This window comes from Hymenobacter aranciens, assembly GCF_030580865.1.
GTDB lineage: Bacteria > Bacteroidota > Bacteroidia > Cytophagales > Hymenobacteraceae > Hymenobacter > Hymenobacter aranciens.
This window is the reverse complement of record NZ_JAUQSY010000001.1, coordinates 127,297-140,814: the sequence shown is the minus strand read 5'-3', so window position 1 is coordinate 140,814 and position 13,518 is coordinate 127,297. Positions and strand designations below refer to the sequence as shown.

Genomic DNA, 13,518 nt, shown 5'->3' with positions numbered 1-13,518 from the left:
ATTCTTCACTCCTCATTCTTCATTCCTCATTCAGTTTATACCTTCTCGTAAATCGTTGCAATGCCCTGCCCTACCCCAATGCACATCGCCGCTAGGCCGTAGCGCACGCCCTCACGGCGGCGCATCTCGTGCAGCAGCGTGGCCGTAATGCGGGCTCCGGAGCTGCCCAGCGGATGGCCTAGCGCAATAGAGCCCCCGTTCACGTTCACCTTGTCCATGTTCAGCCCCAGCTCGCGCACGCACACGATGGACTGCGCCGCAAACGCCTCGTTGAGCTCAATCAGGTCGATGTCGTCCAGCGTCAGCCCAGCGCGCTGCAGCACTTTCTGAATGGCCGGAATCGGCCCCAGGCCCATGAAGGCAGGGTCTACGCCGGCCACGGCCGAGGTTACCACCCGCGCCATCGGCGTCAGGTTGTAGCGGCTCACGGCGTCTTCGCTCGCCATTAGCACGGCCGCCGCGCCATCGTTGATGCCGGCCGAGTTGCCGGCTGTCACGGTGCCGTCGCCGGGCTGGAAGGCGGGTTTCAGGCTGGCCAGCTTCTCCAGCGTCGAGAAGCGCGGCTGCTCGTCGGTATCAAAGAGAGCCGTGTCCCCCTTCGGGTTCGGAATAAACACCGGCACAATCTCCTTGCGGAAGCGACCTTTCTCGAACGCCCGGGCGTACTTGCGCTGGCTTTCGAAGGCGAAAGCATCCTGCTCCTCGCGGCTCACGCTGTGGCGCTTGGCCACGTTTTCGGCCGTCTGCCCCATGGCGTAGGGGTAATGCATCTTGGTGAGCTTCGGGTTGATGAAGCGCCAGCCCAGCGTGGTATCGTGGGCCGTGAAGTCGCGGGCGAAGGCCGTTTCCGACTTCGCCATCACGAACGGCGCCCGGGTCATGCTCTCCGAGCCCCCGGCCAGATACACGTCGCCCTCGCCGCATTTGATGGCGCGGGCCGCATCCATAATGCTCTGCAAGCCCGAGCCGCAAAGGCGGTTCACGGTGTTGCCGGCGGCCGTGAGGGGCAGGCCGGCCAGCAGCGCGGCCATGCGGGCCACGTTGCGGTTGTCTTCGCCGGCCTGGTTGGCGGCGCCCATAATGACGTCCTCTACGGCATCCTTGTCTACGCTGGGATTGCGGCGCATCAGCTCGCGTAACACGTGCGCGGCCAGGTCATCGGGGCGGACGCTGCTCAGCGCGCCGCCAAATTTTCCAATCGGGGTGCGCACGGCATCCACGATGTAAGCAGTTCCCATTCGGTCTGGTTAAAAAGCAGGGTGACGGCGCAAGCGCCGGTTCAGAACTAAATTTGCCTCCGCCGCCTCTTGGGCGGAGTTTTCCACAACTACAAAGATGATACAAAGAATCCAAAGCGTGTTTTTGTTGCTGCTGGCGTTGGCCATGCTGAGCGTACTGGCCCTCCCCCTCTGGCACAAAGCCGACGGCCTCACCCACCAGGACCTCACCCTCACCGCCACCGGTTTCCAGGCCAAGGGCTGGGAGCTGCCCGCCGGCACCGGCCCCGTGTGGCTGATTGCCGTGCTGGCCGTGGCCTCAGCCGCCGTGGCCGTGTTCGAGATTTTCCAGTTTAAAAACCGTGCCCGCCAGCTCATGCTCGGCTCGCTCAACCTGTTGCTCATCGTAGCCACCATCGGCGCCATCTTCTACTTCAGCAGCAAGGGCGAGCAGCTCCTCAACGTAAAGCTGGCCGGCGAATACCTCTCCGGCACCTACCTCGTGCCGCTTACACTGCTGCTCAACCTGCTGGCCAGCCGCTTCATCCGCAGCGACGAGCGCCTCGTGCGCAACAGCTACGACCGGCTGCGCTAACGTGAGTAACGTGAAACTCTGTTTCCGCGACGAGTGTAGCGAGTTCTGACGTTTGCTAACGTGTGAAACTCGCTGCGCTCGTCGCGGAAACAGAGTTTCACGTTACATCCCCAACAGAAAGGGCTACCCCAATGGGTAGCCCTTTTTGCGTTCAATCAACCTCTCACTACGTTCTTAGCGCCCCACTGCCTTCCGTACCTCCTGCACGCTGCCATCAAACTGAAAGGCCTCATACACGCGGTAAAAATTCTGCGGGTCGGCCACCCGGGCGTAGGCGAACTTGGCTAGCTCCACCCGCGAGGCATCGAAGTCGAAACTGCGCAGCAGCCGCTGCAAATCCAGCGCGTAGAGGCTGGTTTGGCTCAGGGCATCTTTGGCCACCTCCAGCCGCGTCGATTCGAAGGAGCGCTGTTTCAGCGAAGCGGCTAACGCGTCCACGTCCTGCGGGCTCATCACATGGTAGCCGTTGGGGGCCACGTAGCGGCCATTGGGGTCGGCGGGGTAATTACCGTTCGGATAGCCGTTGTTGCCATATCCGCCGTTGGAATTGGGGTAGCCGGGAGCGGGAGGCGGCAGCGGCTGCCCATAGCCGGGCGCGTAGAGCGGCGTGGTGCCGGCGGCCCGCAGTTCGGGCGGCCGGCCGTTGCGCGTTACCAGCACGAAGCGGTTTTCGGCGGCGGGCTCCAGCCACACTTTGCTGCGCAGGCGCACCGTGCTGCGCCGGGGGCCGGGCAAGGCGAACTCGGCCCAGTGCTCGCCGGGCGTCAGCTGCTCCACGCGCAGTTCGCGCACGGGGCCGCGGGTCAGGGCCTGCCCATCGAGCGTCAGCCCAAAAAGCACGCCTTTATCGGAAGAAAAATACGCCGTAGCCAGCGGCGCCGCCAGCGCCGACCCAGCGGCCAGCCAGCTAAGAAGCAGAAAAACGAAGACCTTGTTCATGGCACGAAAGTAAGGAGAACAGAGCGCCGAAACAGGCGCCGGATTCGCGTTTTCCAAAAGCTGTGCCACGTTTGGCTACTGCAGTTTGGGGCACAAAAAAGCCCCCGCCGCACAAGGCGACGGGGGCTTTCCGGACGAGGGTTCAGCTACGCGAGCTTACTTGTCGATTTTGGTAATCTTGAACTCCGTGCGACGGTTGCGCTGGTATTCAGCTTCGTTCTTGGGAGCCTTTACAATCGGAACAGTCTCGCCGTAGCCTTTGGCCACGAGGCGGGTGCGGGCAATGCCTTTGCTGATGAGGTAAGCCACGGCCGACTCGGCGCGACGCTGCGACAGCTTCAGGTTGTAGGCGTCCTTACCGCGTTGGTCGGTGTGCGAGCGCAGCTCGATGGAGATGTTGGGGTTATCCACCAGCGTCTGTACCAGCGTATCGAGGCGCACGGCGGCGTCCGGACGGATATCAGCCTTATCGTAATCGTAGAAGATGTCTTTGATTTCGATGATGGTGTTCTTCTTGATTTTCGTCAAGGTGAGGCTCACCGGCAGCTTGATGTCGTTGTTCAGCTCGGGCAGCTGGTCCTGGGTCGGGATTTTGCCGATGGTGCTCGTGGTGGTACGAGCCATCAAATCCTGGCCGGGGCGCTCGGCGGTGAAGGTGTAGTTGGTCACCGTGTCGAGCTTGGCCGTGAACTTGCCATCGGGGCCGCTGGTAGCGCTGCTGCGCTGGCCGTTGCTACCCACAATGTTCACCGCCACGCCCGGCAGGGGCTGGGTGGCACCGGTTTGGGGGTCACGCTCCAGCACCGTACCATCGGCGTAGAAGGTGACCATTTTCTTGGGCTTCTTGGTGTATTTGTACAGGTCGTCCGACCCTTTGCCACCGGCGCGGTTCGAGCTGAACACGCCAACTTCGGCGCTGGTCGGCATGGGAGCGAAGTCGTCGGCAGGGCTGTTCACGTCGGCACCCAGGTTCACGGCTTTGCCGCCTTTCACCATGAAGATGTCGAGCTTGCCGTAGCCGGGGCGTCCGTCCGACGAGAAGTACAGCGTGCCATCGGGGGCCACGCCGGGGAAGTTGTCGTTACCCACCGAGTTCACGCCTTCGCCGAGGTTTTCGGCGGGCGAGAAACGGCCGTTCGGGCCCAGGGTAGCTTTGTAGATGTCGTTGCCACCAAGCGAGCCGGTTTTGCGGCCCGAGGCGAAGTAGAGCGTGGTGCCGTCCGGGGCGAACACCGGGGCAAAGTCATCGGCGCTACGGTCGTTGATGTTGGCCAGCACAGGCTCGCTCCACGTGCCCCCTTTGTTGTACGAAATCCAGAGGTCGACGCTCAACAGGCCGTTTTTGCTGACCTTGCTGCCGTCGTTCGAGCGGGCAAATACCACCGTCTTGCCGTCGGGCGTGTAGGTGGCGCTGGCTTCGTGCTTGGTAGCGGTGTTGAAAGGGCCTTCCAGCTTGCGGGCAGTGCCGCCGCTCATGCTGGCCGCGTCATCAAACTTGATGGCATAGAGGTCGAGGAAGTTCTCGCCGTTGCCTTCGTATTTCTTTCCTTCGCGGCCCGAGGCAAACACCAGTTCGCCGGTGCCCGGCATCATGGCGGCGCCGAAATCGGAGCTGGCCGTGTTCAGGGCGTCCAGCGCTACTACGTCGTAGCCGGCTTTGTTGCCAGTCACCGTTTTGCTGGCGGCGGCGTTTTTGGCTTCCGCCTCGGCCTTGGCGGCCAGGGTGCGGTTGCCGCCGCTCTGGGCATAGGTGGCAAACTGCTGGGCAGCTGCATCAAACTGCCCAGTGGCCTTCAGCGCTTCGGCGTAGTGGTAGCCCGCGTCGGCGTTCTTCACATTACCGTCGATGGCGGCCTTATAGAAAGGCTCGGCCAGCTCCAGGCGGTTGGAGAGACGGTAAGCCTCGCCAATGCGGTAGTTGGAAATGGCCGCGTTTTTACCTTTGGCTACGTCGGCTTTGTACAATTCGATGGCGGGTTCGTACTCGCCACGAGCGAATTTCTTGTCGCCTTTACTCATGCTGCCCGAGGAGGCACAGCCGCTAATCAGCGCGGCAGAGCCAGCCGCAGCGCAGACGAATAATAGTTTCCTCATAGGTGAATTGGGGTGGAGGGGAACGGGAAAAATCCCGCTTTAGGCGGTTTTGGGTTAGCAATAATACTACCTCGGCGCGGTACTTCCCTAAAAAGCCGTTATTTTCTTAGCGGGAAAAGTAGCGCGCCAGCCAGGTCTGTCCGGCCGGGGCCGGCCATTTCGCCTCAAGCTCACCTTTGGTTAGCAAGGTGTTATCGAAGTAAAAAGTGTCGGCCGTAAGCCGTCCTTCGGCTACGGCAGTGCGCAAATTACGATTTTCTAAAAGCCACACTTCGCCGTCGTTGAGGAAGGCCAGCCGCGACTTTTCGAGCAGCTCCACCCCTAGTTGAGCTTCGAGCTCGCGCACGAAGCGCACTGAGGCGTCGATGGAGCAACCACTTGCCCCGGCCACGCTTTCATCGAGCCCCAGCACCAGAAACTGCCGGTGCAGAAACTCGGCCGAAGCCAGCAGAGTGCGGCCATGACTGGTCCACTCTTCGGCAAAACTGGCCAGGGTGGGCAACACCGGAATTATCTCGTCCGGCGCCAGCGGCCGGCTGGCCTGGTAAATCCATACCCGCGCCGTGGGTGGCAGCTGGTCGAAGGAAACGTACATAAGTTGCAGGCTTTAGGCGTTGATACCTTCGGCCGAGGCAATGAGCTCGGCCAAATCGAACACCTGAACCTCGTTTTCCTTCTCCTTGTTTTTCACGCCATCGGCCATCATGGTCATGCAGAAGGGGCAGGCCACGGCAATGATGCTTCCCTGCAGGCCGTGCGGGCCGGGGGCGGCGCGCTCGGTTTCCACGCCGCGCAGGTTGTCGAGGGCTTCGGCCCGGCCGCTGAGGGTGGCCAGGGCTTCCTCGGCCCGCTCCACGTTGATGTCCTTTTTGCCGGGCTCGGGCTCTTTCCACATCTGGGCGCCACCGGCGCCGCAGCAGAGGCCATTGGCGCGACTGCGCTTCATTTCCACTAGGTCGGCGTCGAGGGCGGCCAGCACCTCGCGGGGGGCTTCGTAGATGCCGTTGGCGCGGCCCAGGTAGCAGCTGTCGTGGAAAGTGATGCGGCGGCCTTTGAAGCTTTCGCCGCCTTCGACGGCCACCTTACCATCGTTGATAAGCTGCTGGAGGTAAGTGCTGTGGTGAATTACCTCGTAGTTGCCGCCCAGCGCCGGGTACTCGTTCTTAATGGTGTTGAAGCAGTGCGGGCAGGCCGTCACGATTTTCTTGATGTTGTAGCCATTCAAGGTCGTGATATTCTGCATGGCCTGCATCTGAAACAGGAACTCATTGCCGGCGCGCTTGGCGGGGTCGCCGGTGCAGGATTCTTCGAGGCCCAGCACGGCGTATTTCACGCCCACGTGGTCGAGGATGCGCACAAAGGCACGGGTCACGCGCTTGTAGCGGTCGTCAAACGCCCCGGCACAGCCCACCCAGAACAGGATTTCGGGAGCTTCGTCGCGGGCCGCGAGGTCGGCCATCATGGGGACGGTAATCTGGCGCTTGGTGGGAGTTTCGGGAGTCATAATAGGTTCGGTTGTCATCCTGAGCTTTGCGAAGGACCTTATCACGCCTACGCTGCAATGAGTTAGTAAACCTGACGAAAGCGGCCGTGAGTAGATGCTTCCTTCGTCAGCATGACAGACGATTTAGGCGACGCTGGCTTTCTCCGCCACAAACAGCTCATCGGCCCAGTTAAACCGGTCCGAGGGTGAGAAAGCCCAGGGCGCGCCGTTGTTTTCGATATTGGAGAACATCACGTTCAACGAGTTGGGCGCGGCCGACTCTTCCAGCACCAGGAAGCGGCGCATCTCCACGATGCTTTCCAGGGGGTTGATGTTGACGGGGCAGCTTTCGACGCAGGCGTTGCAGGTGGTGCAGGCCCAGAGCTCTTCGGGCGTCACTTTACCGCGCAGCAGGGTGGCATTGGCGAGGTCGGTGATGGGCTCATGCTTGGCCTCCTCGCCGTACACGTTGGGGTGGAAAATGAGCGGCGAATTGTATTTCTCCTCCATCCGGTCGCGCGTGTCCATGATGATTTTGCGCGGCGAAAGCAGCTTGCCGGTGAGGTTGGCCGGGCACACCGAGGTGCAGCGGCCGCACTCGGTGCAGGAGTAGGCGTTGAGTAGCGAGGTCCAGGGAAGGTCTTCTACGTCTTTGGCGCCGAACGACGTGGGGGCCACAGCCGTCCCGTCGGGGTTGGTGACGGGGGCAGGCACCTCGTAGCTGGGGTCCATCATCGCCTTCACCTCGTGGGTGATGCTGTCAACGTTCGAAAACTGGCCCAGCGGCGTGAGGCGCGAAAACCACACGTTAGGGAACGAGATGATGATGTGGAAGTGCTTGGAGCTAGGCAGGTAATTCAGAAACAGCAGGATGCCGATGATGTGCAGCCACCACCCCAGGCGCTCCAAGGTGTGCAGCACTGTTACGTTGTCGGGCAGTAAGCCCACCAGCAGGCTGCTGATGGGAAAGGCACCGGGCAACTCCACGCCCTCCATCTGGTGCAGCTTCAGGTCCGAAGTGTTCATGAAGAACAGGGCTACCATCAGCGCCACTTCAATGTAAAGAATAACGTTGGCGTCGAGCTTGGGCCACATGCGCAGTTCCACGCCGGTGAAGCGCTGCACCGGCGGCTTGCGGTTGCGGCGCCACCAGAAGGCAGCCACGGCGATGATGACCAGGGCGCCCAGGATTTCATTGACGGCCATCAGCGCGTCGTACACCGGCCCGAGGAAGCTCAGCACGCGGTGCGTGTGGAACAGCCCGTCGATAATTATTTCAACTACCTCAATGTTAATCACCAGGAAGCCTACGTACACCACCAGGTGCAGCAGCGCGGGCGTGAGGCGCTTGAACATTTTTTGCTGCCCGAAAGCGACTAAAATCACTTTGCGCAGGCGCTCGGCGGGGTGGCCGCTCATGTCACGGTCGCGGCCGACGAGAACGTTGGCCCGGATTTTTCGGACCTGCCAGGCAAACAGGCCGAACGCCGCTATCAGCAGCAACAGAAAGAGGATGGATTGCAACATGCGCGTAAAGGTAGGAAGAACGGGTGGGAGGGGTTTAAGGGTGCAATTTAGTAGGCATGCCGAATACTTTGCGGTTTCCGGTAACAAAGTTGGCAACTTTTTTCAGGCAAATCCTTGCGTTGGCGGTTTGCGTGCTTACCTTTGCAGTCCCAAACCGCTACGGCTTGGGTGTACGGCAACATAGCTCAGTTGGTAGAGCACAGCACTGAAAATGCTGGTGTCGTTGGTTCGATTCCAACTGTTGCCACAAAAAAAGGCCTTCCTGTTAGCGGGAAGGCCTTTTTTATTGTTTCTTTTTCAGGGATTTACTCCCGCAGCCAGCGTGTCATGCGGGGGTATTCTTCGGTAGTGCTCAGGTCCATCCACACGAGCAGCGGCAGGCCCATGTTCTGGCCGGTGCGGAAGTTATTTATCAACCATTTGCTCTGGTTTCGATAGCCGTCGGGGTGAAAAACAACTTCTGCGGGCAGGCGCATGGCCAGGCAGGCGGCGTACGCCCAGAGATGGACGGCTAATTCGTCACCTTCTTTTTCCGGATTGTCTTCGGTGACGTTACCACCGAGGGCCGGCCGCTCGGCAGCGCGGGTGACGGCAATGTGACCGGCTTCGTGGACCACATCGCCAGGATAGAGCAGGCGCTGGCGGTCGAGGAGCAGGCGGCCTTCGTGGATGAGAATACCGGGGAGGAAAGTGTCGTCGCGCAGGGTGGTGTCTTCGACGACGATGCCGATTTCGGTTAAAAACGCCAGAATGGGCGGCAGCCAGGCGGTATCGGTGTGCGAAACAGGGGCGGGGGGCAGGGCAGAAGGTGAAATCATAGCCGGCAAGTTAACAAACAGGCTATTGATGGCCACTAGGCAATAGCACAGCGGCCGCCTGCTGCTCAAAAAACTCGTCGCACCAACGGCACACATTCTGCAGCTCGGCGGTGCGGGCGCGGGCGTGTTCCTCACTGATGCCCAGCGATTCGCCCATGCGCCAGGGCTCGCCCTGGTTGAGACGCTGCATGATTTCGGATTGGGAGGCGCGGAGCAGTACGTCGGCCACTTTTTCCTGGCGGGCGTCGCCAAGGGGGAATTTGGTGCCGGGGCAGCAGGGGTTGATTTTCCAGAGCTGGATGCTGATTTCCTGGGGCAGCTCGGTGCCGCCGAGGAAGCCCCGGGCGCCGGAGAGGATGGCGCAGAAATTATGCGTGGGGTCGCGCAGCCAGAGGTCGTTGGCAAAGGCGCGGCCGCGGGCCCAGTTGCCGCCCAGCCACATATCGTCGGTGGCGCCCCAGTAGCCCCAGCTCAGGCGCGGGGTGTCGAGCAGGTAGGTGTCCTTGTCGATGAGCGGGTCGTGGTCGTCGCCGTTCACGCCCCGGCTTTCAAATAAGTCAGCCAGTACCATGAGGCGCGAGCCCGCCAGCTTGTGAAAGCGGTCGATGCTGGCAATGTCGAAGCGGCTTACCCCTTTGGCAATGAGCAGGTCGAGGATGGCGGGCGTAAGCAGGTCGCCGTTGGTTTGGAGCATTACCTGGGTGCGGCCCTGGTATTTTTCCTGCACCGCGTCGAGGATGAGGTAGAGCTTGGCGCGGTCGGCGAGCGGCTCGCCGCCGGAGAGGATGAGGCGGTCGACCTGCGCGGGCAGGTTGCGGACGATGCGCAGGCAATCCTGGGCGCTGATGCGGGCGCCCTGGGGGCCCGAGTCGTTGTAGCAGTGGGCGCACTGGTCGTTGCAAAGCTGGGTGAACACCCAGTAGACGGACTCGCAGTGGTTGAAGTCGGTTTTCATAAACTCACGGACGGTTAGACTTCGACGCGTTGGGTGTTGGGTGTCAGAAAAATGCAAACCCGAAAACCCAACACCTGATACCAAACACCAACGTTCAATTCTCAGTCCTACTAATTGATTCCCAAAACCTCACTTCTTGCTGAATATTCGTCCGCGCATCCCGCACAAAATCAGCTTTCGACGCGAAGGTCGTCAATTGCCCTTGTTCCAAATACGCAAACCTGCTGCCCACCGTGAGGGCCTCGCGGCTGTCGTGAGTCACGAAGATGGCGGTCATCTGGTGCTGCTGGCGCACGCGCAGGAAGAGCTGCTGCATGTCGGCGCGGGTTTGGGCATCGAGGTTGCCGAAGGGCTCGTCGAGCAGCAGCAGGCGCGGGCGGATGATGAGGGCGCGGCCGAACGACACCCGCTGCCGCTGGCCGCCCGAGAGCTGATGCGGGGCTTTCTGGGCGTGTTCGCGGAGGTCGAGCTCATCGAGCAATTGATTGACTTGCTGCGTTATTTTGCCGTTGGCAACTTTTCGAATGCGCAGACCGAAGGCAATATTTTCGAACACCGTCAGGTGCGGGAAGAGCAGCGGCTCCTGGTAGAGGTACACCAACTGGCGCTGGTTGGGCGGCAGGGGGCGCAGGTCGTGGCCGGCGAGGTGCAGGGTCCCAGCATCGGGCGCTTCCAGGCCGGCGATGATTTTGAGGAGGGTGGTTTTGCCGCCGCCCGAGCGGCCCAGCACGGCCAGCACCTCGCCGGCGGGCAGCGTGAGGCTGACGTCGCGTAGTACCGACTGGGAGCCGAAGGATTTGGCGAGAGCGGAAACTTCGAGCATGGTATTGGTTCAGGAAAATATCTATAGCTCAGGCACAAAGAGATTGATGGCCGGGGTATCCCACAGTTCCGGCCTCGTACTACCCCGGCCGCCGCCACAGCGCCGTTCGATTGAGCCCCAGCAGCAGCGCTGGGGGCAGCACCAGCAGCAGCGAGGCCACGGCGGCCAGGGCCGTATTGGCTTCGCCCACGTAGCTGAATACCTGCACCGTGAGCGTGCGCACCTTGCCCACGCTAAGCACGTTGGTGAGCCCAAAGTCAAACCAGGCCAGCAGAAACGTCTGGAACAGCGTGGTGCGCAGCAGCGGCCAGGCCAACGGCAGCAGCACCCGCCCAAACGCCTGCCTCGCCGAGCAGCCCAGCGTGCGCGCCAGCTGCTCATACTCCCGGGCCTGCACCGACCAGAAGCTGCGCAGCAGCAGCGTGGCAAACGGCAGCGCCACCAGCAGCAAGCCCAGCACTACCCCGCCTCCCGAGCCCGACAACTGCAGCCGAATAATAAACGGCTGCACCAGCGTGGCCAGCAGCACCGGCGGCAGCGCATATGGCAGGTAGCTGGCCGCCTCCCACTGCCGGCTCCAGCGCGAGCGCGCCACCGCCCGCGCCACCCCGAAGCCGCCCGCCGTGGCCAGCAGCGCCACCGTGCCCGCCAGCAGCAGGCTGCGGCCCAGGCCCGCCAGCAGCTCGCTATCGGCCGCGCCCAGCGTGCGTAGCGCCGCCAGCGAGTAGGCGGGCGGCAGCGCCTGTGGGAAGTGCCAGCCCTGCGCCAGCGCCAGCAGCCCCAGCAGCCCAAACGGCAGCCCAAACAACAACATTAACAACCCGATAAGCAGCCTAGAGTGCATGGCGACGGGTCAGCTTAATCAATATCCCAATAAGCGCCAGCAGCCCCAGCGCCACCAGGAAGCCCGCCAGGTAGCCCATCGGCAGCTCGCGCAAATCGAACTGCTGCCGCGTGGCTACGAATACGGACAGCATCTGCGGATGCGGGCGGCCCAGCAGCAGCGGCACATCGTAGGCGCCCAGCGTGGCAATGAAGTTGAGCAGCAGCGTAGGCGCCGCCCGGCGCAACAGCAGCGGCACCGCCACCCGCCCCCGAAACTGGCCGGCGCTGGCCCCCAGCGTGCTGCTGAGCTGCCGCAGCTCGTCGAGCCGGCTTTCCTGGTAGATGGCCTGCAGCAGCAAGGTCAGAAATGGAAACGTGAGCAGCACCTGGGCCAGGATGATGCCCAGCCCGGCGCTGTCCTGCACCAGCTCGGGGAAGTCGGCCGGACTGCCAATCCACTCCAGGCCGTAGCTCAGCCGGGCCAGCCAGCCGGCGCCGCTCAACAGCTGAAACAAGCAGAACGCCAGCACCAGGGCCGGAAGTAGCAGCGGCACGTACAGCAGCCCCGGCAGCGGCCAGCGCCGCAGCGTGGGCTGCGCCCGTAGCACCAGGCTCAGGGCCAGGGCCACCGACACGCCCACCGACACCAGCGCCACCCAGGTGCTGAACAGCGCCGAGTACAGCAGCCCCGCATTCGCCCCCAGCGCCAGCCAGTAGCGTGGGGTGAAGCCCGCCGCCAGCGGCCCGGCCAGCCCCAGGCTGCCCAGCAGCGCATAGCCCAGCCCCGCCAGCGGCAGGCCCAGCACCAGCAAGCCGTAGCCACCGAGTAAGGTGGTCGAGAAAAACCGACGAATGTCTAAAGCCATATTCCTTACGAAAGTACAATTTCCACCTTACCTTCAAAGGCCCAACTGAGGGCGGCTTGAGCGAACCCACAACGAACCTTCCCCGAACCTTCCTCCTACCGGCTTCCTCGGAAAAGTATTATTCGGGCGGCTTACTTTTCCAGCACCTCGGTCCGAAAATCCTTGAACAGCCGCGTCATGTATTCCGGGTCGGGCTCGGGCAGGGCCAGGTTTTGGATGGTCTCGCGCCGGGGCGCGTAGCGCCGCGTGGGCAGCTGCTCGAACTGCCGCCGCTGCGCCGCCGGCAGCGCTGCCAGGTTCAGCACCGTGTGGTCGCCCCACACGTTGGGGTCCATCTTCTTCAATTGCGCCTCCGGCGAAATCAGAAAGTTGACCAGCAGCAGCGCCGCCTCGGGGTGGCGGGCGCCGCGCACGATGCCCAAGTAGTGCGAGTTCTGAATGGTGCCCGGCGCCGGCACGTAGGCCCGCGCCGTGGCCGGGAATACCCCCTGGTTGCGCTTGTTATCCACCTCGGCATCGTTGCAGGAGAAGGTAAACGCTACTTCGCCATTGGCAAAGAGCTGGTGCAGGGGCGCCAGCTGCTCGGGGAAGGTGCGCCCCTGTTTCCAGAAGTAGGGCTTGCTGGCGTTGAGCACCCGCCACAGCTCGCCCGACCACTTCCTGTACACCGCCTCGTCAAACTTGCCCTGAAACAGCGCCGGGTTGTCCGACAAACTTATCATCCACGATTTCAGCAAGGTCATGCCCGTAAACTCGTTCGGAATGGTGAACTGCCCGGGGTGCGCCCGCACGTAGGCCGGCAGCTCGGCAAACGAGCGCGGCGGCCGGCTCACCCGCGCCGAGTCGTAGATGACGGTAAACTGCACATTGCCCCAGGGGCACTCCATGCCCGCCACCGGCTGCTGAAAATCGGTGTTGATGAACGAGTTCTGCAAGTCGAGGTAGCGGGCGTTAGGCAGCTTGTCCACGAAGGGCCCGAGCAGCGCATCCACCTGCCGGAGCTGGTAAAACGTCTCGCCGTTTATCCACACCACGTCGGCCTCGCTATGCTGGCCGGCGGCTTGCTCGGCGGCCAGCGTCTGCACCAAGCCCGCGCCCTGGCCCGCCGCCAGCTGCAGGTCGATGCCGTAGCGGCGCTTCATTTCGGGCTTCACGTAGCCAGTCATGTAGCGGTTGATGAGCGGGTCGCCCTGCCACATCACCATGCTCACGGGCTGTTGGCGGCCGGCGTTTTCTACCTGCGCCCAGGGCTGGGCCAGCACCTGCTGCGGGGTGCGGGGCTGGTCGGCACTGCAGCCGGCCAGCAGGGTTAGGGTGAGGAGTTGGAGGAAGGTCTTTTTCATAAGTGAAGAGAGTTGACGCAATCGAGGAACCTC

Annotated in this window: 13 protein-coding genes and 1 tRNA gene; 2 read left to right on the top strand and 12 right to left on the bottom strand. The window is 62.3% G+C overall.

Annotated elements, in window-relative coordinates:
- Positions 1-35 precede the first annotated feature (35 nt).
- Complete coding sequence (locus tag Q5H93_RS00505; protein ID WP_305004510.1) at positions 36-1,238, bottom strand: thiolase family protein; 1,203 nt, start codon at positions 1,236-1,238, stop codon at positions 36-38.
- Between the two features lie 97 nt (positions 1,239-1,335).
- Between Q5H93_RS00505 and Q5H93_RS00500 the strand changes: the two genes are divergently transcribed.
- Positions 1,336-1,812 carry a DUF4293 family protein gene (locus Q5H93_RS00500; RefSeq protein WP_305004509.1) on the top strand — a complete coding sequence of 159 codons (477 nt, stop codon included), beginning with the start codon at positions 1,336-1,338 and terminating at the stop codon, positions 1,810-1,812.
- A gap of 174 nt (positions 1,813-1,986) precedes the next feature.
- Here Q5H93_RS00500 and Q5H93_RS00495 read toward each other — a convergent pair whose 3' ends face one another.
- From Q5H93_RS00495 to Q5H93_RS00475, 5 genes are all read right to left on the bottom strand, one after another.
- Positions 1,987-2,751, bottom strand: coding sequence for a proline and serine-rich protein 1 family protein (locus tag Q5H93_RS00495; RefSeq protein WP_305004508.1), 765 nt, complete (start codon positions 2,749-2,751; stop codon positions 1,987-1,989).
- A gap of 156 nt (positions 2,752-2,907) precedes the next feature.
- Positions 2,908-4,845 (bottom strand): CHU_0125 family OmpA-like outer membrane integrity protein, encoded by a 1,938-nt coding sequence (locus tag Q5H93_RS00490; protein WP_305004507.1) that lies wholly within the window; start codon positions 4,843-4,845, stop codon positions 2,908-2,910.
- 106 nt (positions 4,846-4,951) lie between these two features.
- The gene (locus Q5H93_RS00485) at positions 4,952-5,440 is read right to left on the bottom strand and encodes a hypothetical protein (protein ID WP_305004506.1); all 489 of its coding nucleotides are present in this window, start codon (positions 5,438-5,440) and stop codon (positions 4,952-4,954) included.
- A 12-nt stretch (positions 5,441-5,452) separates the two neighbouring features.
- Positions 5,453-6,304 (bottom strand): (Fe-S)-binding protein, encoded by an 852-nt coding sequence (locus Q5H93_RS00480; protein WP_305004833.1) that lies wholly within the window; start codon positions 6,302-6,304, stop codon positions 5,453-5,455.
- A gap of 168 nt (positions 6,305-6,472) precedes the next feature.
- Positions 6,473-7,855 carry a 4Fe-4S dicluster domain-containing protein gene (locus tag Q5H93_RS00475; RefSeq protein ID WP_305004505.1) on the bottom strand — a complete coding sequence of 461 codons (1,383 nt, stop codon included), beginning with the start codon at positions 7,853-7,855 and terminating at the stop codon, positions 6,473-6,475.
- Positions 7,856-8,029: 174 nt separating this feature from the next.
- On the opposite strand from Q5H93_RS00475, the gene Q5H93_RS00470 reads away from it, so the two are divergent.
- Positions 8,030-8,102, top strand: a tRNA-Phe gene (locus Q5H93_RS00470).
- Positions 8,103-8,160: 58 nt separating this feature from the next.
- Here the strand turns inward: Q5H93_RS00470 and Q5H93_RS00465 are convergent.
- From Q5H93_RS00465 to Q5H93_RS00440, 6 genes are all read right to left on the bottom strand, one after another.
- Complete coding sequence (locus tag Q5H93_RS00465) at positions 8,161-8,673, bottom strand: hypothetical protein (RefSeq protein WP_305004504.1); 513 nt, start codon at positions 8,671-8,673, stop codon at positions 8,161-8,163.
- 22 nt (positions 8,674-8,695) lie between these two features.
- Complete coding sequence (locus Q5H93_RS00460) at positions 8,696-9,628, bottom strand: radical SAM protein (protein WP_305004503.1); 933 nt, start codon at positions 9,626-9,628, stop codon at positions 8,696-8,698.
- A gap of 94 nt (positions 9,629-9,722) precedes the next feature.
- A complete protein-coding gene (locus Q5H93_RS00455) occupies positions 9,723-10,451 on the bottom strand; it encodes an ABC transporter ATP-binding protein (RefSeq protein ID WP_305004502.1) in 729 nt (242 codons plus the stop codon).
- 79 nt (positions 10,452-10,530) lie between these two features.
- Positions 10,531-11,265, bottom strand: coding sequence for an ABC transporter permease (locus Q5H93_RS00450; protein ID WP_305004501.1), 735 nt, complete (start codon positions 11,263-11,265; stop codon positions 10,531-10,533).
- A gap of 19 nt (positions 11,266-11,284) precedes the next feature.
- Complete coding sequence (locus Q5H93_RS00445; RefSeq protein ID WP_305004500.1) at positions 11,285-12,142, bottom strand: ABC transporter permease subunit; 858 nt, start codon at positions 12,140-12,142, stop codon at positions 11,285-11,287.
- 131 nt (positions 12,143-12,273) lie between these two features.
- On the bottom strand, positions 12,274-13,485 hold the full coding sequence (locus Q5H93_RS00440; protein ID WP_305004499.1) for an ABC transporter substrate-binding protein: 1,212 nt from the start codon (positions 13,483-13,485) through the stop codon (positions 12,274-12,276).
- Positions 13,486-13,518: the final 33 nt, after the last annotated feature.

Bases quoted from the DNA above. Each gene is read 5' to 3' on its own strand.
- Q5H93_RS00455 (WP_305004502.1), bottom strand. From the start codon at position 10,451: ATGCTCGAAGTTTCCGCTCTCGCCAAATCCTTCGGCTCCCAGTCGGTA.
- Q5H93_RS00480 (WP_305004833.1), bottom strand. From the start codon at position 6,304: ATGGCCGACCTCGCGGCCCGCGACGAAGCTCCCGAAATCCTGTTCTGG.
- Q5H93_RS00490 (WP_305004507.1), bottom strand. From the start codon at position 4,845: ATGAGGAAACTATTATTCGTCTGCGCTGCGGCTGGCTCTGCCGCGCTG.
- Q5H93_RS00445 (WP_305004500.1), bottom strand. From the start codon at position 12,142: ATGGCTTTAGACATTCGTCGGTTTTTCTCGACCACCTTACTCGGTGGC.
- Q5H93_RS00500 (WP_305004509.1), top strand. From the start codon at position 1,336: ATGATACAAAGAATCCAAAGCGTGTTTTTGTTGCTGCTGGCGTTGGCC.
- Q5H93_RS00505 (WP_305004510.1), bottom strand. From the start codon at position 1,238: ATGGGAACTGCTTACATCGTGGATGCCGTGCGCACCCCGATTGGAAAA.
- Q5H93_RS00440 (WP_305004499.1), bottom strand. From the start codon at position 13,485: ATGAAAAAGACCTTCCTCCAACTCCTCACCCTAACCCTGCTGGCCGGC.
- Q5H93_RS00475 (WP_305004505.1), bottom strand. From the start codon at position 7,855: ATGTTGCAATCCATCCTCTTTCTGTTGCTGCTGATAGCGGCGTTCGGC.
- Q5H93_RS00460 (WP_305004503.1), bottom strand. From the start codon at position 9,628: ATGAAAACCGACTTCAACCACTGCGAGTCCGTCTACTGGGTGTTCACC.
- Q5H93_RS00485 (WP_305004506.1), bottom strand. From the start codon at position 5,440: ATGTACGTTTCCTTCGACCAGCTGCCACCCACGGCGCGGGTATGGATT.
- Q5H93_RS00495 (WP_305004508.1), bottom strand. From the start codon at position 2,751: ATGAACAAGGTCTTCGTTTTTCTGCTTCTTAGCTGGCTGGCCGCTGGG.
- Q5H93_RS00450 (WP_305004501.1), bottom strand. From the start codon at position 11,265: ATGTTGTTGTTTGGGCTGCCGTTTGGGCTGCTGGGGCTGCTGGCGCTG.
- Q5H93_RS00465 (WP_305004504.1), bottom strand. From the start codon at position 8,673: ATGATTTCACCTTCTGCCCTGCCCCCCGCCCCTGTTTCGCACACCGAT.